General features: G+C 35.6%; 17 protein-coding genes. 13 read left to right on the top strand and 4 right to left on the bottom strand.

The features are described from left to right. Positions 1 to 251 precede the first annotated feature (251 nt). From SIB89_RS14795 to SIB89_RS14785, 3 genes are read right to left on the bottom strand one after another with little or no spacing between them, the layout of a single operon-like run. Positions 252 to 746, bottom strand: a complete 495-nt coding sequence (locus SIB89_RS14795) for a hypothetical protein (protein ID WP_412560387.1) — start codon at positions 744 to 746, stop codon at positions 252 to 254. Next, positions 743 to 1063, bottom strand: coding sequence for a hypothetical protein (locus SIB89_RS14790; protein ID WP_155089482.1), 321 nt, complete (start codon positions 1061 to 1063; stop codon positions 743 to 745). Before SIB89_RS14790 ends, SIB89_RS14795 begins: the two co-directional genes overlap by 4 nt. 40 nt (positions 1064 to 1103) lie before the next feature. Continuing rightward, positions 1104 to 1682, bottom strand: coding sequence for an RNA polymerase sigma factor (locus SIB89_RS14785; RefSeq protein ID WP_155089481.1), 579 nt, complete (start codon positions 1680 to 1682; stop codon positions 1104 to 1106). 254 nt (positions 1683 to 1936) lie between these two features. Between SIB89_RS14785 and SIB89_RS14780 the strand changes: the two genes are divergently transcribed. The 10 genes from SIB89_RS14780 (at position 1937) to SIB89_RS14735 (ending at position 18440) form a co-directional block, all read left to right on the top strand. Next, positions 1937 to 3148: an RsmB/NOP family class I SAM-dependent RNA methyltransferase gene (locus SIB89_RS14780; protein WP_412560386.1), complete on the top strand. Its 1212-nt coding sequence runs from the start codon at positions 1937 to 1939 to the stop codon at positions 3146 to 3148. Between the two features lie 23 nt (positions 3149 to 3171). Continuing rightward, complete coding sequence (locus SIB89_RS14775; RefSeq protein WP_412560385.1) at positions 3172 to 5016, top strand: endonuclease; 1845 nt, start codon at positions 3172 to 3174, stop codon at positions 5014 to 5016. 139 nt (positions 5017 to 5155) lie between these two features. Further along, on the top strand, positions 5156 to 8932 hold the full coding sequence (gene purL / locus SIB89_RS14770; RefSeq protein WP_412560384.1) for a phosphoribosylformylglycinamidine synthase: 3777 nt from the start codon (positions 5156 to 5158) through the stop codon (positions 8930 to 8932). A gap of 62 nt (positions 8933 to 8994) precedes the next feature. Next, a complete protein-coding gene (locus SIB89_RS14765) occupies positions 8995 to 9801 on the top strand; it encodes a helix-turn-helix domain-containing protein (protein WP_155089477.1) in 807 nt (268 codons plus the stop codon). Positions 9802 to 10101: 300 nt separating this feature from the next. After that, positions 10102 to 11877, top strand: a complete 1776-nt coding sequence (locus SIB89_RS14760) for an AMP-dependent synthetase/ligase (RefSeq protein WP_412560383.1) — start codon at positions 10102 to 10104, stop codon at positions 11875 to 11877. A gap of 88 nt (positions 11878 to 11965) precedes the next feature. Further along, on the top strand, positions 11966 to 12358 hold the full coding sequence (locus SIB89_RS14755; protein ID WP_412560382.1) for a hypothetical protein: 393 nt from the start codon (positions 11966 to 11968) through the stop codon (positions 12356 to 12358). 129 nt (positions 12359 to 12487) lie between these two features. Beyond that, positions 12488 to 12943, top strand: a complete 456-nt coding sequence (locus tag SIB89_RS14750; protein WP_273289336.1) for a MarR family winged helix-turn-helix transcriptional regulator — start codon at positions 12488 to 12490, stop codon at positions 12941 to 12943. Between the two features lies 1 nt (position 12944). Beyond that, on the top strand, positions 12945 to 15338 hold the full coding sequence (locus tag SIB89_RS14745; protein WP_412560381.1) for a 3-hydroxyacyl-CoA dehydrogenase NAD-binding domain-containing protein: 2394 nt from the start codon (positions 12945 to 12947) through the stop codon (positions 15336 to 15338). A gap of 77 nt (positions 15339 to 15415) precedes the next feature. Beyond that, positions 15416 to 16606, top strand: coding sequence for an acetyl-CoA C-acyltransferase (locus SIB89_RS14740; RefSeq protein WP_412560380.1), 1191 nt, complete (start codon positions 15416 to 15418; stop codon positions 16604 to 16606). 25 nt (positions 16607 to 16631) lie between these two features. Next, positions 16632 to 18440: an acyl-CoA dehydrogenase family protein gene (locus SIB89_RS14735; RefSeq protein ID WP_412560379.1), complete on the top strand. Its 1809-nt coding sequence runs from the start codon at positions 16632 to 16634 to the stop codon at positions 18438 to 18440. Between the two features lie 75 nt (positions 18441 to 18515). On the opposite strand, the gene SIB89_RS14730 is transcribed toward SIB89_RS14735, so the two are convergent. Then, entirely contained in the window at positions 18516 to 19355 is an 840-nt protein-coding gene (locus SIB89_RS14730; RefSeq protein WP_412560378.1) for a T9SS type A sorting domain-containing protein, read from the bottom strand. A gap of 270 nt (positions 19356 to 19625) precedes the next feature. Between SIB89_RS14730 and SIB89_RS14725 the strand changes: the two genes are divergently transcribed. Genes SIB89_RS14725 through SIB89_RS14715 form a run of 3 tightly spaced genes read left to right on the top strand, consistent with a single transcriptional unit; the run spans position 19626 to position 22994 of the window. Further along, on the top strand, positions 19626 to 21233 hold the full coding sequence (locus SIB89_RS14725; protein WP_412560377.1) for a nuclear transport factor 2 family protein: 1608 nt from the start codon (positions 19626 to 19628) through the stop codon (positions 21231 to 21233). A gap of 33 nt (positions 21234 to 21266) precedes the next feature. Further along, positions 21267 to 22613, top strand: coding sequence for a M28 family metallopeptidase (locus SIB89_RS14720; protein WP_412560376.1), 1347 nt, complete (start codon positions 21267 to 21269; stop codon positions 22611 to 22613). Between the two features lie 39 nt (positions 22614 to 22652). Further along, complete coding sequence (locus tag SIB89_RS14715; protein WP_412560375.1) at positions 22653 to 22994, top strand: hypothetical protein; 342 nt, start codon at positions 22653 to 22655, stop codon at positions 22992 to 22994. The last annotated feature ends 3 nt before the right edge of the window (positions 22995 to 22997 follow it).

Raw genomic sequence — 22997 nt, 5'->3', positions numbered from 1 at the left:
TCAATTTTCCCTAAAAATAGAAAAGCTTTACGAAATTATCGCAAAGCCTTTCAAATTAACAATAAATCAAAAATTTTTGGACTAACTCAAATTCTTGTTTTAATACAGGTTGACTTATGTTTTTCTTCTTTAAGTCTTTATATATCTTTAGATGCAATTGACTCTAAAAACTTGTTGCTTAGAATGTTAAACAAAGCATAAAAAAACCTTCAAATAAAATTGAAGGTCTTTAAGTCAAACTTATACCGTTGCTAATCTTTTGAAGACGGTCGATGACCCTTATCCCTTTTTGATTTTCCATTACGGTTTCTATCCCCTCTATTTAGAGCATCTTTAAGAATTTTATCAAACTTTTCCTTTTGATCACCTTGGCACAAATCCCTTACCCTCTTAAAATAAGCAAACACTTCTTTATCCTTGGCTTTTTCTTTTTCAGCTATCAAACTCGTTAAAGAATCAATATAAGACTCAGAAACCTCATCTTCAGGAAGTTTATCAAACAAACTGTCTTTCAACACTTTTATATCATCAGATATTAGACGCATTCTTTCACGGTGTAAGTCTTTAAAGTTTTTAAATCTATCTATCTGCTCTCCCTCAAAACCAAGCTTTTTTATAATAAAACTTGTTCTGTCTTTTTGTCTATCTCGCTTTTTATCGTTATGCCCTAAATAATTGTACAGAAAAAATCCGTTGGCAATTATGAGAATGATAATCAATAAGTATAGAATGGTGTTCTTTTTCATAAGTCATTTAATATTGCAAGATCAGTATTTGTTGACAAACCATAGGACTCAGCAAATTCGTTAATGTTTTCATCATAGTTATTGTCCTCTAAATTTGAAAACGCGATAACGTTAAGTATCACAATACAGACCAAGGTTGCCAATTGTAGTTTTGGAGTAAACCAGGACAAAATAGTCTCGTTCTTATCTTCTGATGCATTTCTAATTTGATGCATTACTTTTTCCTTAAAAAAAGGAGACACCTTCACTTCTTCCATTTGCTCAATAGAAGACAAAGTCTGTTCAACTTTCTTTTTTATTTCAGGGTTCGTTCTCATACTCGTTGTATTTAGATGCAAAAGCCATTAAAAACTTGTGCTAATATTCATTTTTATAATAATCTTCCAATAACTTTTGTAAATTCTTCTTCGCTCTAAACATTACCGACTCCACAGAAGATAATGTTCTATTTGTTATTTCGGCTATTTCCTGATAACTCTTTCCATCCACTTTATGCAAGGTAAAAATTACGCCCTGGCTTTCTGGCAAACTACTTATGGCCTTAAATAAGGTAGCGTTAAGCTCTTTGTTTTCTAACAAAATTCCCGGATGATTGATTTCCGTAAAATAATTTGTCTTATCAATCGGAATCGCGTTACCAGTTATGGACTGCATAAAAGCAAAACGCTTTTTTGTGTTCTTTTTTCTAATAAACTCCAAACATTTATTAGTGGTGATTCTATAAATCCATGTCGATAATTTAGATTCTCCTTTAAATTTTGAAATAGAATTAAAAACCTCCACAAACACATCTTGCGCTATATCCTCCGCATCTTCTACGTTAGGCACAAAGGACATACAAGTGCCAAAGACTTTTTGCTGAAAATCGTCAACAAGTTTGCTGTAAGCAGCAGTACTTTTTAGTTGTAATTCTTTTATAAATTCTGTTTCAGTCAAAAAAATATCTTGCTATGAAGGTTACTATATATAGATGCAATTTTAGCAAAAAACTTGCGTCTATTTCTATTAATCATCAAAAGATAAAGACTTTATAATAAACTACCGTACATCCCAACTTTTCTATTACCTTTGCATGCTCTTAAAAAGTTCGCAGTTTGCAGTCTCAGTATACAGTTGTACTATAGATTCAACCAAAACAATAGCAATAGTATTCTGAAGACTGATAACTGAGACTGATAACTTAAAAAAAAATGCGACTACACCGAAATTTATGCTTTGCAGTCATTGATGGTTTACACAAAATCTTCAATGAAAACGAATATGCCGACAAGGTGGTTCAGCAATTGTTGAGACGCGATAAGCGTTGGGGAAGTCGAGATAGAGGTTTTATCGCAGAGACCGTTTACGAAATTGTGCGCTACAAACGACTCTATTCTGAAATTGCAGATGTTAAAGCACCATACGATAGAGATAATCTTTGGCGTTTATTTGCCGTTTGGGCAACGCTAAAAGGCATTAAACTACCCGATTGGAAATATTTCACCGACACACCTACCCGAAAAATAAAAGGGCGTTTTGATGAACTGTCCAGAACGAGAAAATACCGTGAATCCATACCAGATTGGATGGATGACTTGGGCTTAAAGGAATTAGGGGAAGCCGAATGGACTAAAGAAATAGAGAAGCAAAACGAGCAAGCGGATGTCATTTTAAGAGTGAACACCTTAAAGACCAATAAAAAAGATCTTCAACTAAAGTTACAGTCTGAAGATATTGAAACCGAATTTCTACCAGACCATCCTTCAGCACTAAAACTAAAGGAACGTGCCAATGTATTTAAAACCGAAGCTTTTAAAAATGGTTGGTTCGAGGTGCAGGATGCATCATCTCAATTAGTTGCAGATTTTCTTGATGTAAAACCAGGCATGAAAGTTGTAGATGTTTGTGCAGGTGCGGGTGGTAAAACTTTGCATTTAGCAGCATTGATGGAAAATAAAGGTCAGGTCATAGCTATGGATATTTACGAAAGTAAGTTGAAAAAGTTAAAGATTAGAGCACGTCGTAATGGTGTTCATAATATTGAGATGAAGGTGATTGACTCTACCAAACCCATAAAAAAACTGCATGGTAAAGCAGACCGTTTATTGATAGATGCACCTTGTTCTGGTTTAGGTGTTTTAAGACGAAATCCTGACGCTAAATGGAAATTAGAACCAGAGTTTATTGAAAATATCAAAAAAACACAGTCTGAAGTTTTAGAGCAATACTCTAAAATGGTAAAATCTGGTGGCAAAATGGTCTATGCGACCTGTTCTGTTTTACCTTCTGAAAACCAAGAACAAGTAGAAAAATTCTTAACTTCGGAGGCTGGAAAAGAATTTAATTTAATAAAGGATAAAAAAATATTAGCCCACAAATCTGGTTTTGACGGATTTTATATGGCTTTATTAGAAAAAAAATAGCTACGCTTCATTTTTAATTGCTTATGAAAAATTTTTACTTTTTAGTTGTATTAACACTTTTATGCACCATAGCGAGCGCACAAGCTCCAGCAAACTACTATAGCTCTGCTGACGGTTTAACGGGTTACACACTTAAAACCCAGCTTAAACGAATAATCAATAGTACAAATGACGGTTTATCACCAGAATACACGCATAACAATCAAGGTGACAATTTAGATGCCCTCTACGCTACCAGCGATAGGGACAATTATTACGAAAACGACAATACCATTCTCGATATTTATTCTGAAGATCCAAATGGCGCAGACCCATATAATTATAATTATGGCTCGGATGAATGTGGCAACTATGATAGTGAATCAGATTGCTATAACAAAGAACACATTATTCCACAATCTGCTGTAAATGATGCAAGTCCAATGGTAGATGATGCACACCATGTTGTACCTACAGATGGACGTGTAAATGGTTTTAGAAGTAATTTGCCGTTTGGTGTTGTTGATGATTCGCAGTTAATATCGCAAAGTGGTATTTCTAATCCTACGATGAATGGCTCCAAAGCTGGAGGGAATTTAAACAGTGGTTATTCAGCAGGTTACACAGGTACAGTTTTTGAACCCATTGATGAATTTAAAGGTGACGTAGCAAGAATGTATTTTTATTTTGTTACCCGCTACGAAGACCAAGTTGATAACTGGAGTGCTTACCCTATGTTTGATGGATCTAACGACAAAGCCATTGCTGATCCTTTTTTAAATATTTTACTCACTTGGCATCAAAACGATCCAGTATCTCAAAAGGAAATCGATAGAAACAATGCTATTTTCAACTATCAGAACAACAGAAATCCTTTTGTTGACAATCCACAATATGTTACAGACATATGGGTTTCAGAACCAGACACAGAAGCACCATCAAATCCAACAAATTTAGTGGCTTCTAACCCAACGAATAGTACAATTAATCTTACATGGACTGCTTCTACTGATAATGTTGCTGTCGATGCTTACGATATTTATATTGATTCGGTATACGCATTTAGTGCAAGCACCAATTCTGCAACTGCCACGGGATTAAACTCTGATACTACTTATTGCTTTACGGTAAAGGCCATTGATGCTTCCAACAATGAATCGGGTTTTAGCAATCAGGCATGCGAAACCACAACAGATAATGGAAGCGGGACAAATTGTGCACTTGAAGATTTTGAAAATATTCCAGCGTCAAGCTCATCTTATACGAGTAGGACCTGGACCGGAACCAACGGTCAATGGAATGCATCAGAGGCAAGAACGGACCAAACCATAGATGGAAGAGCTATTCTGATAGATTTTAGAAACACAACCAATGGTACGTTAACTTCACCAATAGTACCAAACGGTATAGGTGATTTAACCATCACAACGCAACGTAACTTTACAGGCACGGACGGTACATTAGACGTATTGGTTAATGGAAATTTAGAAGGTACAATCGCATATAATGATACCGTACAAACCATAACGATTCCTTCTATTAATGTTGAGGGAGATGTACAAGTTGTTATTCAAGACAATGATTCAGGGAGTGCAAGAGTGGCTTTAGATAATCTTTCTTGGACTTGTTATTCTGCGCTTAGTGTTGACGACAACACAGAAGAATTTTCCTCTGTTTATCCTAATCCTGTTAGACATAAATTAAACGTTAAGCTAAAAGCAGACATCTCTACTAGAATTGAAATTTATGATATAATGGGCAAACGCGTTCTAAAAACTTATATCTCAAATTCTAGTTCCGTAGATGTAAGAACACTTACGTCTGGTATCTATCTCATAAAGATAAGCCAAGGCAATAGTTCGGTAACAAAACGTTTGATAAAACGATAAAAAAAGGATAGCAGTGTGCTATCCTTTTTTGTTTAAAACCTGTTGAATAAGTCTTGGTATTGTCAACCAATTAATAGCTTACTTTATCTCAAAAAGAATTAACTTTGTGCTTTTAATTTTCTAATCAATAGAGCACATAATGATTCATTTCTTCGGAAACCAAAACAGTAAGGTATTTGCTGTTCAAGCAACAAAAGAATTATCAACTGAAACCATTTCTAAACTGACATGGTTATTTGGCGACGAGCCTAAAATAGAACAAGCATCGATCGATGCTTTTTTTGTTGGTCCCAGAGCAGCCATGATCACTCCGTGGAGTACAAATGCTGTAGAAATTACCCAAAATATGGGAATTGATGGTATTCTAAGAATTGAAGAGTTCACCAACTGTGCAGAAGACTTCAAAGGTTACGACCCTATGATTTCTGAAAAATTTTCAGGATTGAATCAAGATATCTTCACTATTGACATTCAACCTGAAAATATTAAGCAAATAGAAGATATTTCAGCATATAATGAAGCCGAAGGTTTGGCGCTTAGTGATGAAGAAGTTGAGTATCTCGAAGGTGTTTCAAAACGTATTGGAAGACCGTTAACGGATTCTGAAGTGTTTGGGTTTTCACAAGTAAACTCAGAGCACTGTCGTCATAAAATCTTCAATGGTACATTTGTTATTGATGGTGAAGAAAAAGAAACCTCTCTATTCAAACTTATAAAAGAAACCTCTAAACAAAACCCTAATGATATTGTTTCGGCATACAAAGACAATGTCGCTTTTATAAAAGGGCCTGTTGTTGAGCAATTTGCACCACAACGTGCAGACGTACCAGATTATTACACCACCAAAGATTTTGAATCTGTAATTTCCCTGAAAGCAGAAACACATAATTTCCCAACAACTGTTGAGCCTTTTAATGGCGCTGCCACAGGTTCTGGTGGAGAAATTAGAGATAGACTTGCTGGTGGAAAAGGTTCTTTACCATTAGCAGGTACTGCGGTTTACATGACCTCATATTCGAGATTAAATGAAGATCGTCCTTGGGAAAAAGCATTTCCTGAGCGTAAATGGCTATACCAAACTCCAATGGACATCTTAATTAAAGCCAGTAACGGAGCTTCAGATTTTGGTAACAAGTTTGGTCAGCCATTGATTTGTGGATCAGTTCTTACTTTTGAGCATGATGAATCAAATGACGTTTCGACTGCAAGCAACGGAACAGCTAGAAAACTAGGTTATGACAAAGTCATTATGCTGGCTGGTGGTGTTGGTTACGGCAAACGCGACCAAGCTATAAAAGAAACACCTGTAGCAGGTGACAAAATCGTTGTCTTAGGTGGTGACAACTACCGAATTGGTATGGGAGGCGCAGCGGTTTCTTCTGCTGATACTGGTGAATTTGCTTCTGGTATTGAATTGAATGCTGTACAACGTTCTAATCCTGAAATGCAAAAACGTGCCGCTAACGTAGTGCGTGGTATGGTAGAAAACGAAAAAAATGATATCATTTCCATTCACGATCATGGAGCTGGTGGTCACCTCAACTGTCTTTCTGAACTTATTGAAGATACTGGTGGTTGCATAGACTTAGATCAACTCCCAGTTGGTGACCCAACCTTATCTAACAAAGAAATTATCGGTAATGAGTCCCAAGAACGTATGGGTTTATTGATTGCTGAGAAAAACCTAGATCATATAAGCAAAATTGCAGAGCGCGAAAGATCACCACTTTACACTGTTGGTGACGTTACCGACGATAAGCACTTTTGTTTTGAATCTAAAACCAAAGGAGACAAACCTATGGATTTGGATTTAGAGGATATGTTTGGTAGTTCACCTAAAACTATAATGAAGGACACTACCGTAAAAAAAGAATATACCGACGTTGCTTACAGTAGAGATAAGTTTTACGATTATTTAGACCAGGTTTTACAACTCGAAGCTGTCGCTTGTAAGGATTGGTTAACAAACAAGGTTGACCGCTGTGTTGGAGGTAAAGTTGCCAAGCAACAATGTGCTGGTCCTTTACAATTACCTTTGAACAATGTCGGAGTTATGGCATTGGATTTTAAGGGAAAAGAGGGTATTGCGACTTCAATTGGGCACTCACCTATTTCGGGATTAATTAATCCTGAAGCTGGTAGCAGAAATTCAATTGCTGAAGCGTTGACTAACATTATTTGGGCACCGTTAAAGGATGGGTTAAAAAGTGTGTCGTTATCTGCCAACTGGATGTGGCCTTGTAAAAACGAAGGTGAAGACGCACGTTTGTATGAAGCTGTAAAAGCTGTGTCGGATTTTGCAATAGATTTGGGCATCAATGTCCCAACAGGAAAAGATTCACTTTCGATGAAACAGAAATATCCTGACGGTGATGTTATCTCTCCTGGTACAGTAATCATTTCTGCCGCTGCTAATTGTAACGATATTACTAAAGTTGTAGAACCCGTTTTTCAAAAAGGAAAAGGCTCAATTTACTATATCAATTTATCACAAGATTCGTATAAGTTGGGAGGAAGTTCTTTCGCTCAAATCAATAATAAGATTGGTTCCGCTACACCAAATATTAAGAGTGCAGAGTACGTCAAAACCGTTTTTAATACGATTCAAAAATTAATTAAGAATGATAAAATTGTTGCTGGACACGATGTAGCTTCAGGTGGTTTAATCACAACCTTGTTAGAACTCTGTTTTTCAGATAATAACTTAGGAGCAGAACTAAATCTCACAAGCCTACAGGAAGAAGATTCATTTAAAGTTCTTTTTGCCGAAAATGCAGGTATTGTTTTTCAAGCTGAGGATAATTCAGTAGAAAGCATTTTAAAAGATGCCAACATTGAGTTCCACAACATTGGAAAAGTAATGAATAGTGATGCTTTGGGTATTATTAATGGTAATGAATCGTTTAACATGACCGTCTCGAAATTAAGAGATATGTGGTACAAGACCTCTTACCTACTCGACCAAAAGCAAACGGCTAATGGATTGGCAAAAGAGCGTTTCAACAATTATAAAAAACAGCCTCTAGAATATACTTTTCCAGATCGTTTTACAGGGAAACTTCAAGACGTCATTGCGAACGAAGTGAAGCAATCTGTTTTTAGTGATGAGATTGCCACGTCACAAAAAAGTTCCCTGTCTGCCGACAGGCAGGCTCGCAATGATAGTACGCGACCAAAAGCTGCAATCCTAAGAGAAAAAGGAAGTAATTCAGAACGCGAAATGGCAAACGCCATGTACTTAGCTGGTTTTGATGTTAAGGATGTGCATATGACCGATTTAATTTCGGGAAGGGAAACGCTTGAAGACATTCAGTTTTTAGGAGCCGTTGGTGGTTTTAGTAATTCTGACGTTTTAGGTTCTGCAAAAGGTTGGGCTGGAGCAATCAAGTACAATGACAAAGCCAATAAAGTAATTAAAGATTTCTTTGCAAGAGAAGACACACTTTCTGTTGGCATTTGTAACGGAGCTCAATTGTGGATGGAATTGGATCTTGTGAATCCAGATCATGACGAACATGGAAAATTAACTTACAACGATTCTGGTAAGCACGAAAGCGTATTTACATCGGTAAAAATTCAAAAAAACAATTCTGTAATGCTTTCTAGCCTGGAGGGCTCAAGTTTAGGTGTGTGGATTTCCCACGGTGAAGGTAAATTCAAATTGCCTTACTCAGAAGACAAGTATGATATCGTTGCTAAATATGGTTATGATGCTTATCCTGCAAATCCTAATCATTCTGATTTTAATACAGCAATGATGTGTGATGCTACTGGTCGTCATTTGGTCACAATGCCACATATAGAACGCTCCATCTTTCAATGGAACTGGGCGTATTATCCAAAAGACAGAAAAGATGAAGTTTCACCTTGGCTTGAGGCTTTTGTGAATGCTAGGAAATGGATTGAAAATAAATAAGGACATTTAAATTTTAGTTATTAATATTTTTGTCGTAATTTACTTACATAAGCAATGTAGGTATGACACTAAAGTATTATAAGACTGATAGGGTAAGTTCTTTAGTGGAAGAATTTTTCCATCTCACTTTTGATGATAGCGATCTGCCATTTGAATCTACCGTTTTGCCGGTGTGTTCTACAGCAATTACCTTTATTTTTAAAAATCAACATAGATTTATTTATAAAAAAAAAGAGACCGAGCTCAGTGGACTAATTGTGACTGGTCAATTCTATGAATCATTTCAGTTTTTAGTTGAAGAAAAAGGGCATTCTTTTGGAATGATGTTGCATCCAACTACATTATATAAGTTAACAAAATTAGATGTTTCAAAAATTAAGAACAAACATGTGCTTCTAGATTCTTTTTCCAAAGAGCTACATAATTTGCTCAATACTATTTTTATAGAACATGAAAGTGACATACCCAAATTAGTTCAAAATTTAAAGCAAGCCATTTTAAAACTACCCAATGAAAATGATTCTGTTGTAGATATAATTGACGGGTTAATAGCTCATATCCATTCTAAAGAAGGTATGCTAAACACCTATGACTTGTTAGCTTACGTAGATTTTAGCCAAAAGACTCTTGAAACCCATTTTAAGAACATCGTTGGGTTAACTCCTGGCAGATATATACGCTTATATCGTTTTGTGAAGTTAATGCGTAAATACGAGAGCAATACTATAAAGTTAAAAGATTTAATCTATATGTATAATTATTACGATCGTTCTCATTTTACCAGAGACTTTAAACATTTTATGAAGCAGTCACCAAAGGACTATTTTAAAACCGAACATCCATTCTTAAATAAATATTTAAACAAGTAGCATTTCGATAATTTACATCAAATCGTCATTTATTGTATTTACATTTGATGAGATACTTTTTTTTGCTAATAAAGGGTTAATTACTTAGGGAAATGCTTACAATTTATTAGTAATTAGGGTTAAAAGTATCATTTATATTAAAGGGCTTTAACTTTCGTTAAGGCCCTTTGATTTTTCTGCATTGAGTATTTAAAGCACTGTCAACAAAAGAGCTCTACTTTATTTATAAATTTTGACTCTTTAAAATAATAACTGTAAATTTCATATTTTCGCAATATCCCTTAACTAGTATCTTTATATATGACAGAAGTAACTCGTCTTTTTGATTTTCCCTATTACCAATTAGAGCATAAACCCAATAAAAGTGCATTGGTTACCAAATATGATGGTAAATGGACACCGATGTCTACCAAAGAATACCTAGAAAAAGCAAATGCTGTGAGTCGTGCCCTTTTAAAAATGGGTGTGCAGAAAAATGACAAAATAGCTGTTATATCCTCAACTAACAGAACAGAATGGAATATTATGGATATAGGGATTCTTCAAACTGGTGCGCAGAACATTCCTATTTATCCGACTATTTGTGCTGAAGATTACGAATATGTACTCAATCATAGCGAGTCTATTTATTGTTTTGTTTCAGACGAAGAAGTGCTTGAAAAAGTTAGAAAAATCCAAGACAAAACTAAGTTAAAGGAAGTGTATTCATTCAATACCATTAATGGGTGTAAACACTATTCTGAACTGTTTGAATTAGGAAAAGATGAAATTAATCAACCAGAAGTTGAAGCAAGAAAAGATGCCGTTAAGCCCGAAGATCTGGCAACGATTATCTATACATCTGGTACAACAGGACGACCAAAAGGAGTCATGCTTTCTCACTGGAATATCACAAGTAACGTATTGGATAGTACTCCAAGAGTACCTCTTCCACCTACAGGTGAAACCAGAGTTTTAAGTTTTTTACCAATCTGTCATATTTTTGAGCGCGTACTCATATATGTATATCAATATGCAGGAACTTCAATCTATTTTGCAGAAGCATTAGATAAGATTGGTGATAATGCTAAAGAGATAAAGCCTAATCTTATGAGTGTTGTCCCACGACTATTGGAAAAAGTTTTTGACAAAATAATGCTTAAAGGCGAAGAACTCTCTGGCATTAAAAAAGGTTTGTTCTTTTGGGCCGTCGGCTTAGGTGAGCAATGGGTGCCCTATGGAAAAAATGGTGCTTGGTATGAGTTTAAACTAAAAATAGCCAATAAATTAATCTTTAGTAAATGGCGAGAAGCTCTTGGTGGCGAGTTAGGCACAATGGTATCTGCCAGTGCAGCGCTTCAACCAAGATTGGCGAGAGTTTTTGGCGCAGCTGGCATGCAGGTAATGGAGGGCTACGGTTTAACGGAAACCTCACCTGTAGTATCAGTCGGCATGTACAAAGACAAACATTATAAAATAGGTACAGTAGGTAAGCCAATTGATAATGTTGAAGTAAAAATTGCCGAGGATGGTGAAATCTTAATAAAAGGACCAAATGTAATGATGGGTTACTACAAAGACCCAGAAAAAACAGCCGAAGTCATGACGGGTGAATATTTCCATACTGGTGATAAAGGTGAAATTGATGAAGATGGTTTCTTAAAAATCACTGGTCGTAAAAAAGAAATGTTTAAGACCTCTGGTGGAAAATACATTATTCCAACACTTTTAGAAAACGATTTAAAACAGTCCTTATTTATAGAACAGGTTATGGTTGTTGGTGAAGGTGAAAAAATGCCATGTGCACTCATTCAGCCTAATTTTGAATTTGTTCGGGATTGGATAGAACTAAAAGGGCACAACGTAGGGAATACCGAACAAGAAATCTCTGCTTCTGAAATTGTGATTGAACGTATTCAGAAAGAAGTTGACAAATACAATAAAAAGTTTGGGAAATGGGAACAAATAAAACGATTTGAACTCACACCAGAAGCTTGGACCATAGAAGCAGGTCATCTTACTCCTACCATGAAAATGAAGCGTAGTGTTATACGCGAAAAGTATGATGCGCTTTATGAAAAAATCTATAGATCTTAAATTAACCTGTAATCCATTACCTACTCATTATTAATACTTTAGGCATTTTGTTATATATTTAGACATACTAACTAAATTATATAATATTATGAAAACAAAAACTTTTGTAATTGCAGGACTGGTAGGTGGTGTTGTAGATTGGCTATTAGGCTGGCTATTCTATGGCATTATATTCGCCGACATTTTTCCACAACCAGAGGAAGGCTCTAATGCTTTATTGTACATAACACTCGGGTGTTTCTCTTTTAGTTTCTTTATGTCTTATATTTATAACAAATGGGCACAAATCACTACGCTTGCTACTGGTGCAAAAGCAGGTGCCATAATTGGCCTTTTTATGGGACTAATAGCCAACTTCTTTAATATGGCAATGGATACGAGTGCAGACTTTCAAACATTTGCTACAGATATTGCCATATCAATCGTTATGGCTGCAATTGTGGGTGCTGTGATAGGTCTTGTAAACGGAAAAGTGAATTAAGGCCCATACACCTTACCCAATAAATTTTAAGCGTTTCTCACCGAAACGCTTTTTTTATGGAACAATTTTAAATAAATTTATTATGCACGCATAGTATTTTTTATTATCTTTGGAATTCATTAAAACTATATGAAAGACAAAACCATCGATTACATACTGAGAACCACATGGTTAGCAGTTAACAAAATGTACAACGAGGAAGCTGCAAAATTCGGCTCTACAATGGCTACCGGGTTTGCTTTATTGAGTATAGACCCAGAAAATGGTACACCTTCAACATCTCTTGGTCCTAAAATGGGTATGGAAGCCACTAGCTTATCTCGCACATTAAAAATGATGGAGGAAAAAGGTCTAATCATTAGAAAGCCAAATCCAGAAGATGGCCGTGGGGTTTTAATCCATTTAACCGAATTCGGAAGGGAAAAAAGGGCTTATTCTAGAGAGAAGGTGTTGACTTTTAATGAAACTATTAGAGCAAATGTCACTGAAGATGAACTGATAGGTTTTTATAAGGTAGCGGAAATCATCAACAACATGATTTCAAATAAACAAATTTACAACCAAAACGAACACAGTATAAAATAAGATGAGTAAACGAAGAATAAATAAAATAGCTATTATTGGTTCAGGTATTATGGGAAGCGGCATTGCTTGCCACTTTGCCAATATTGGTGTTGATGTACTTTTATTGGACATTGTTCCGAGAGAATTAAATGAAAAGGAGAAAGCAAAAGGTTTAACCTTAGAAGACAAAGCAGTAAGAAATCGTTTAGTAAACGATGCACTTACCGCTTCCATTAAATCCAAGCCTGCTCCACTCTATCATCCGTCTTTCAAAAATAGAATTACAACAGGTAATCTTGAAGACGATATCGCTAAAGTTGCTGATGTTGATTGGATTATGGAAGTCGTTGTTGAACGTTTAGACATTAAACAACAGGTTTTTGAAAAACTAGAAAAGCATAGAACACCAGGAACGTTAATTACATCAAACACATCTGGTATTCCTATTAAGTTTATGAGTGAAGGTCGTAGCGAAGATTTTCAGAAGCATTTCTGTGGCACTCACTTCTTTAATCCTGCACGTTACTTAAAATTATTCGAGATAATTCCTGGACCAAAAACAGATCAAGACGTTTTAGATTTCTTAAATGAATACGGTGAGAAATTCCTTGGAAAAACCTCTGTAGTTGCCAAAGACACTCCTGCTTTTATCGGTAACCGAATCGGGATCTTTAGTATTATGAGCTTATTCCATACTGTAAAGGATATGGATCTTACCGTTGAAGAAGTTGATAAACTAACTGGACCAGTTATAGGTCGACCAAAATCAGCAACCTTCAGAACGGTTGATGTTGTTGGATTGGACACTTTGGTTCATGTGGCAAATGGTATTAAAGAAAACTGTCCTGATGATGAACGTAACCAATTATTCGTACTTCCCGATTTCATCAATACCATGGTAGAAAATAAATGGTTAGGAAGTAAAACCGGACAAGGATTCTACAAAAAAGAAGGAAAGGAAATTAAAGCCTTAGACCTTAACACCTTAGAGTATAGAGAAAAGCAACGCGCAAAATTTGCAACTTTAGAATTGACCAAAACTATTGATAAGGTTGTTGATCGTTTTGAGGTTTTGGTAAAAGGAAAAGATAAAGCTGGTGAATTCTATAGAAAGAGTTTCGCTGCGCTATTTGCTTATGTATCTAATAGAATACCAGAAATCACTGATGATCTATACAAAATAGATGACGCTATGAAAGCTGGATTTGGATGGGAACACGGTCCTTTTCAAATTTGGGATGCCATAGGTGTTGAAGCAGGTATAGACATGATGAAAAGTGAAGGTTTAGAACCTAACGCTTGGGTCAATGAAATGTTGGAATCTGGCAGCAAGTCTTTCTATACTGTAAAGGAAGGTGCGACTTATGCATACGACATTCCTTCAAAAGCACAACAAAAAATCCCAGGTCAAGATAGTTTTATCATCCTTGATAATATTAGAAAGTCTAATGAAGTCTTTAAAAACTCTGGCGTTGTAGTTGAAGATTTAGGAGATGGTATTCTTAATGTAGAATTTCAATCTAAAATGAACACCATTGGTGGAGACGTGCTTGCTGGATTAAACAAAGCTATCGACATAGCCGAAAAAGATTTTGCAGGATTAGTTGTTGGTAACCAAGCAGCAAATTTCTCTGTTGGAGCCAACATAGGTATGATTTTTATGATGGCTGCCGAGCAAGAATATGACGAGCTAAACATGGCTATCAAATATTTCCAGGATACCATGATGCGCATGCGTTACTCAGCTATTCCAACGGTAGCCGCACCTCATGGTATGGCACTTGGCGGTGGATGTGAATTGTCTATGCATGCAGACAAAGTAGTGGCAGCAGCAGAAACTTACATTGGACTCGTTGAATTTGGAGTTGGTGTTATTCCTGGTGGTGGAGGTTCAAAAGAAATGGCCTTAAGAGCTCAAGATACATTTAGAAAAGGGGATGTAGAACTTAATGTGCTTCAAGAATATTTCTTAACTATTGGAATGGCTAAAGTAGCGACTTCAGCTTACGAAGCTTTTGATTTAGGTATTCTTCAAAAAGGTAAAGACATTGTTGTTGTAAATAAAGACAGACAAATTGCAGTAGCAAAACAACAAGCTAAATTTTTAGCGGATTTAGGCTACACACAACCTGTAAAACGCAAAGACATTAAAGTACTGGGCAAACAAGCTTTAGGCATGTTCTTAGTAGGAACGGATTCTATGGAAGACAGCAACTACATCAGTGAGCACGACCAAAAGATCGCCAATAAATTGGCTTACGTTATGGCAGGTGGCGATTTATCTGAACCAACAGAAGTCACTGAACAGTACTTATTGGATTTAGAGCGTGAAGCATTTTTATCATTGTGTACAGAACGCAAAACTTTAGAAAGAATCCAACACATGTTAAAAACAGGAAAACCGTTACGTAATTAGACCTCTTAGAAGGTTAGATTTCTAGAATGTTAGAAATCTAAAAAGTCTAAAAATCTAATTATCTAAAAATCAAAATTATGAAACAAGCATATATAGTAAAAGCATACAGAACAGCAGTTGGTAAGGCACCAAAAGGTGTATTCCGATTTAAAAGAGCTGACGAACTTGGAGCTGAAACCATTCAGCATATGATGAAAGAATTACCAAATCTTGATGTCTCAAGAATTGACGATGTTATTGTTGGTAATGCAATGCCAGAGGGTTCGCAAGGATTAAACATGGGACGTTTTATCTCCTTAATAGGATTAAACAGTGTTGACGTACCTGGTGTAACGGTTAATCGTTTTTGTTCCTCTGGAATTGAAACGATTGGAATTGCCACAGCAAAAATTCAAGCCGGAATGGCAGATTGTATCATTGCAGGTGGTTCAGAAAGTATGAGTTCCGTACCAATGACAGGTTTTAAACCAGAATTGAACTATGATACTGTAAAAGCTGGACATGAGGAATATTATTGGGGAATGGGAAACACAGCTGAAGCGGTTGCTAAGCAATTCAATGTATCTCGTGAAGACCAAGATGAGTTTGCCTATAATTCACACATGAAAGCTTTAAAAGCACAGGCGGAAGATCGTTTTCAAGATCAAATTGTACCAATCACTGTCGATGAAACATATATTGATGACAATGGAAAAAAGGCAACAAGATCTTATACTGTAACCAAAGATGAAGGCCCTAGAAAAGGAACTAGTAAGGAAGCACTAGCGAAATTAAGAGCAGTTTTTGCTGCTGGAGGTAGTGTAACAGCAGGTAACTCATCACAGATGAGTGATGGTGCAGCTTTTGTTATGGTGATGAGTGAGGATATGGTAAAAGAATTGGGTATTGAACCCATCGCACGACTTGTAAATTATGCTGCTGCAGGTGTTGAGCCTCGTATTATGGGTATCGGTCCAGTAAAAGCAATTCCTAAAGCATTGAAATTAGCAGGCCTAAAACAAGAGGACTTAGAACTGATTGAATTAAATGAAGCTTTTGCATCACAATCTCTAGCTGTAATCAGAGAATTAGATTTAAATCCAGACATCATCAATGTTAACGGAGGTGCAATAGCTTTGGGCCACCCACTAGGATGTACTGGAGCAAAACTATCTGTTCAACTTTTTGATGAAATGCGAAAGCGCGACATGAAAGGAAAATATGGTGCAGTAACCATGTGTGTTGGTACCGGTCAAGGTGCTTGTGGGATATTTGAATTTTTAAATTAAAAGAACTTAATACAATACTTATAAAATGGAAGCAATTGAAAAAGATATCCTTCGTGGAGGTCAATTCTTAGTTAAAGAAACAAAATGTGAAGACGTTTTTACTCCTGAAGATTTTTCTGAGGAGCAAAAAATGATGAAAGAAGCGGTTATGGAATTTAATGACCGTGAAATTATTGCACATAAAGACAGATTTGAAGCTAAAGATTATGCGCTTACTGAAGAAGTGATGCGTAAAGCCGGTGAATTAGGATTTTTGGGTGTTGCAGTTCCTGAAGCCTATGGAGGTTTAGGCATGGGATTTGTTTCTACATGTTTAACATGTGATTACATTTCATCTGGTACAGGTTCTTTCAGTACGGCTTTTGGTGCTCATACAGGTATTGGCACTATGCCAATTACACTTTATGGTACAGAAGAGCAAAAGCAAAAATATGTTCCAAAATTAGCTACTGGCGAATGGTTTGGCGCGTATTGTTTAACTGAACCTGGTGCAGGATCTGATGCTAATTCTGGTAAAACTACAGCAGAGTTAACAGAGGACGGAAAAGCCTATAAAATAAATGGGCAAAAAATGTGGATTTCAAACGCAGGTTTCTGTAGTTTGATGATCGTTTTTGCGCGTATCGAAGATGATAAAAACATTACTGGATTTATTGTTGAGTACGATCCAGAGAATCCGAATGGTATTGTTTTAGGAGAAGAGGAACATAAATTAGGTATTAGAGCGAGTTCTACGCGCCAAGTATTCTTTAATGACACAGTTGTGCCAGTTGAAAATATGTTAGCAGGACGTGGCGAAGGCTTTAAAATAGCCATGAATGCCTTAAACGTCGGTCGTATAAAATTAGCGGCAGCCTGTTTAGATTCTCAACGAAGAATACTTACTACTGCTGTTAACTATGCTAATGAACGTAGACAATTTAAAACTCCTATCGCGGATTTTGGTGCGATAAAAATGAAATTAGCCAAAATGGCTGCTGATGCTTATGCTGGTGAATCTGCAACATATAGAGCTGCAAAGAACATCGAAGATCGTATAGCTATTAGAGAAGCTGCTGGTAACTCGCATCAAGAAGCAGAACTAAAAGGTGTTGAGGAATATGCAATTGAGTGCTCAATATTAAAGGTAGCAGTTTCTGAAGATGTGCAAAATTGTGCAGATGAAGGTATTCAGATTTTTGGTGGCATGGGATTCTCTGAAGAAACTCCAATGGAAGCGGCTTGGAGAGATGCTCGTATTGCTCGTATCTATGAAGGAACCAATGAAATCAACAGAATGCTTTCTGTTGGTATGTTGGTGAAGAAAGCTATGAAAGGGCATGTAGATCTTTTAGGACCAGCTCAGGCAGTACAAGAAGAATTAATGGGCATTCCATCGTTTGATACACCAGATTATTCAGAATTGTTTTCTGAAGAAAAAGAAATGGTAGCAAAACTTAAAAAGGTATTCTTAATGGTAGCTGGTGCTGCTGTTCAGAAATTTGGTCCAGAGATGGAAAAACACCAACAATTACTCATTGCTGCTGCAGATATATTAATTGAAATCTATATGGCAGAGTCTGCAATTTTAAGAACTGAGAAGAACGCAAAGCGCTTTGGTGAAGATGCGCAATCTGTTCAAATTGCAATGTCTAAATTGTATTTATATAACGCTGTAAATACCGTTGAAGATAAAGGTAAAGAAAGTATTATTTCTTTCGCTGAAGGCGATGAGCAACGTATGATGCTTATGGGCTTAAAGCGTTATACAAAATATCAAAATTACCCAGATATCGTTGACTTGAGAAACGAGATTGCTGAAAGAGTAAAAGCAGAAAATAAGTACTGCTTTTAAATTAAGTTTAAGTTAGAAATGAAAAAGCCAATTCAATTGAATTGGCTTTTTTTATTTATTTTAAAAACTACTAGCTTAATATAGTATGGTCTTTTCAGAAACAGTACCTTGATCTGTTTCAATTAAGACAATATAAGTGCCTTTAGCGGGTTGATTATTAAAACGAATTTCTTGTTTAGATGTGGTTTCATCTAATGATTGGCTATAAATTAATTGGCCTGAAATACTATAGATAAACAATTCCTTTAATATGGTATTAGAAGGACTATTGAGCGTTAAGATGTTTGAGGCACTGTTGTAATAAATATTAAAATCAGTTATTTCACTCTCATCTTTAGGTAAATCAGGAGAAGATTCTACAGGGACTCTAAAAACCAATTCAAAGCGATCAAAGTATTCACCTGCATCTGCATAAAACTCATAATCACTATCTCTTAAGTTATGGTAAACTTCAAGCTCTTTATCAAATATATATAGGTTGAAATCTCCAGAAATATTTTCTAGCGCATCAATACCAATACTATTCATACCGTCATCATTGGTGTGAAATCCTAGAGGAAAATTTGATGTTTCATCTACAACATTTGTACCTTGAATGGTAAATAACTGACCTTCAATTAACCAATACATGTCATCATATTCTGTTTCATAATACTCACCATCATATCCCCAATCTATACCAGAAGTAGCATTTTCATCCTCTGTTAAAAGCAACTGTCTATGCATAGTGCTTGGTGCAGTAAAACCTAATCGAATCTTACGTCTATTGTCGTCGGGAGAATTAAAGTATGAAGACTTTTCACTTGCTGAGTAAGAACTATCATATGTAGCTCTATCATTCGCAAATGACTCTCCAATAAAAATAATAGAAACTAGTAATAGTCTAAATACTATTTTAAGCGTAGAAGTTTTCATAAGTAGGTTTTTACAATTCATCTATACAAACAAACTGAATATTCTTTGTGTATCAACATTGCTTCTGTAAAAAGTACGATAAATCGTTAAAACCCATAGCTATGTAATTTTTATCGATGAAGCGTAATAATAGCCTGACTGCGTGTTTATAGCATATTTAGCTATATAACATTAAAATTATTATGATAAATTTTGTTGTAGTAATTAAACCTATCCTCGTTTTTTTAACTCAGATAATTACTATATTTAAACAATCAATCTTGCTATCTGATGAAATATTTATTTTTAACCCTGTGCACCTCGCTAATTACTATTGTTCATTCACAATCTGAAACAGAAATTTTTTACTTTGATCTTGAGAACAATGGTGAAAAAATTGAAGTTAAAAACGGTAAAAATATTTCGAACAACAAAGGTTATGATAATCAACCATCGTTTATCGATGATGAAAAAATATTATATGCCTCAACCAGAAATGGACAAACCGATATTGCACAATACCAAATTAACTATAAAGCAAAAATTTTCATTAACTCAACTGAAGGAGGGGAATATACGCCAATAAAAATTCCTAATAAAAACGCTGTTTCTGCAGTAAGATTAGATACAGACGGAAAACAACGTTTGTATTCCTATAATTTAGGCAATGGTGAATCTACTGAACTTATTGAAGATCTAGTAGTTGCATATTATACTTGGTATAATGAGAATACTATTGTTTCTGCTGTAATTGAAGATGAAAAACTCAACCTATACGTAACTGATATAACAAATGGTAAAAGTGAAAGATATGCTACCAATGTTGGACGCTCATTTCATAAAATACCCAACTCTAATTTGGTAAGTTTTATTTACAAGGAAAATGATAAACAATGGCAGATAAGATCTCTAAATCCTCAAACAGGTAGAACAAGACTCATCGCTTATACGATTGAGGGTGTAGAAGATATTTGTTGGTTAGATAACAAAACTATAATTACAGGAAAGGAAGGAATACTATATAAATTAACACTAAAACAAGACAATAATTGGAAAAAAGTCGCTGACTTGTCTTCTTATGGAATTACAAATATTTCACGTTTAGCGGTTAATAACCAAGCAACAAAGCTCTTAATCGCAGCCGAAACAGATACCATTATTGATAATTCCGCAACTAACTTGCCTGAAAATATAAACACTGAAAACCCAAACACAGACACAATAATTACAGAGGTAAAAGCTGAAGACATTGTACAAAAACATATAGAGCCCTTTAATAATAAGAATTTGGATGAATTTGTTGATGCCTTTGCTTATAACGTCGAGGTGAATCAATTTCCAAACGAGCCAATGTACGCTGGCATAAATACACTTGAAGAAAACTATAAGAACTTCTTTAATAATTATGCGAAGGCACATGTAAAAGTCCTAAATCGCATGGCTTTAGACAATATTGTTATTGATGAGGAATTAGTGACCATTAATAATATGACGATTAGACAAGCCACAATTTATGAAGTTGAAAGAGAAAAAATAAAATCCATGACCTTCATTCGGAATAAAAACACATCCTCAAACCCAGAAATTATTGTGAATAAACAATTGGAAAAATACAATGAAAGAAACATCAAAGGCTTTGTTGAAACTTATACTGAGGATATAAAACTGTACAAACTACCAGGAACAGTTACTTTAGAAGGACAATCGGCTCTAAAAACAGAATATGGATTATTTTTTCAACAAACACCAGATCTAAATGCTGAAATTGTTAACAGAATAGTCCTTGGCAATAAAGTCATAGATAAGGAAAAAGTTATAATTAATGGTCAAACATTTTACGCCATCGCTATCTACGAAGTTAATGATGGTTTAATTTCTAAAGTTACCTTTGTTCAATAAAACTTAGTATAAATTAATTCTCAAAAAAATCAAATGAAAAATTTAATTACTATAATATTCTTAACATTTTCTATTCTACTGATTGCTCAAACGGATCCAAAAATCTACGATATCATTGAAGCCGTTTCAGAAGAACGGTTACGCAACGATGTAAAAACCTTGGCGGATTTCGGTACTAGACACACGCTCAGCGATACACTTTCAGATACAAGAGGTATTGGTGCGGCTCGTCGGTGGATAAAATCACAATTTGATAATATTTCTAAAGATTGTAACGATTGCCTAAAAGTGTTCTTTCAGAAAGATTTGGTTGCGAAAGGCACCAATCAACGGATTGTTAAAGACGTTATGGTCGTTAATGTGGTAGCCATTCAACGTGGTACAAAATACCCAAACCGTTACATTATTATGAGTGGTGACATAGATTCGAGAGTATCAGACCCAACAGATTTCACGTCAGATTCACCAGGTGCCAACGATAATGCTACAGGTATGGCAGGTGCCATTGAAGCAGCTAGAGTATTATCAAAATATAAATTTGAAAGCAGTATCGTTTACCTAGGTCTATCTGGTGAAGAACAAGGTTTATTTGGTGGACAGGGCATGGCAAGATATGCACAAGAAAACAACTGGGATATTATTGGTGTTTTAAATAATGATATGATTGGAAACATCGAAGGAGTTGATGGAGTCATTGACAACCGAACGTTTCGAATCTTCTCTGAACCTATTACAACCGCCGAAACGGATCCTGAAAGATTGGCAAGACAAGCACGAGGAAGACGCTTTTATGGTGGTGAAGTTGATGGCATTTCTCGTCAATTGGCAAGATATGTCCACAAAACCACTGAAACTTATATGCCAGAAATGAACCCTATGATGGTCTACAGATTAGACCGTTTTGGTCGCGGAGGCCATCACAGACCATTTAATGATGCTGGATTTGCAGGCATCAGAATTATGGAAGCCCATGAAAACTATACACAACAACATCAAGATATTAGAACTGAAGATGGTATCAATTACGGTGATACATTTGAGCATGTTAACTTTCCATATTGTAAAAAATTAACTGCGGTCAATGCCATCACTATGGCAAGCCTCGCCTCTGCTCCACCTGCTCCAAGTGAAGTTGGTATTGGAGGTATCGTAGAGCCTTCAGCAAAATTAAAATGGAACAAAGTTGATGGTGCAACTGGCTACAAAATCTATTGGAGAGATACTACCTCTCCGACTTGGGACTATAGTCGATACGTTGGTGATGTCACGGAATTTACTTTAGAGGGCATAGTTATTGATAATTTCTTGTTTGGTGTCGCAGCCGTTGGCGAAGATGGCCATGAAAGTGTGGTGGTATTTCCCAATAAAATTATGAGATAATCCTATTGTCATTCCTGCGCAGGCAGGAATCTAAAGTAAATGAAAATCAAATCTATTTTACCAGAATTATTTTTAATCGCTTCAGTAATCTACTACTGGACACTTACTGCCAATCCATTTAACCCAATAGCCATTGGGTTATTGGTAATACTTTTATATCAAGTTATTAGTAAAAAGCCACTATCTGGATTACTGATTTCAGCGGTGTTTATATTCTTAAATTTATTTATGGTATTGGCTCTAATTTCCGAATTATCAGAATTTGAAGCCGTCAATCAAAACTATAACAACCTTATCATTTTTGGCTCGTTATATCTTGGATTGAACTTATTTGTAGGAGGCATCATGTTTTCGAAATACTTAAAATTAAAGATCAATTAAACC

This window comes from Winogradskyella sp. MIT101101, from assembly GCF_047126865.1.
Classification (GTDB): Bacteria; Bacteroidota; Bacteroidia; order Flavobacteriales; family Flavobacteriaceae; genus Winogradskyella; species Winogradskyella ouciana.
The sequence above is the reverse complement of the archived record's forward strand: the minus strand, read 5'-3'. Positions and strand labels throughout refer to the sequence as shown.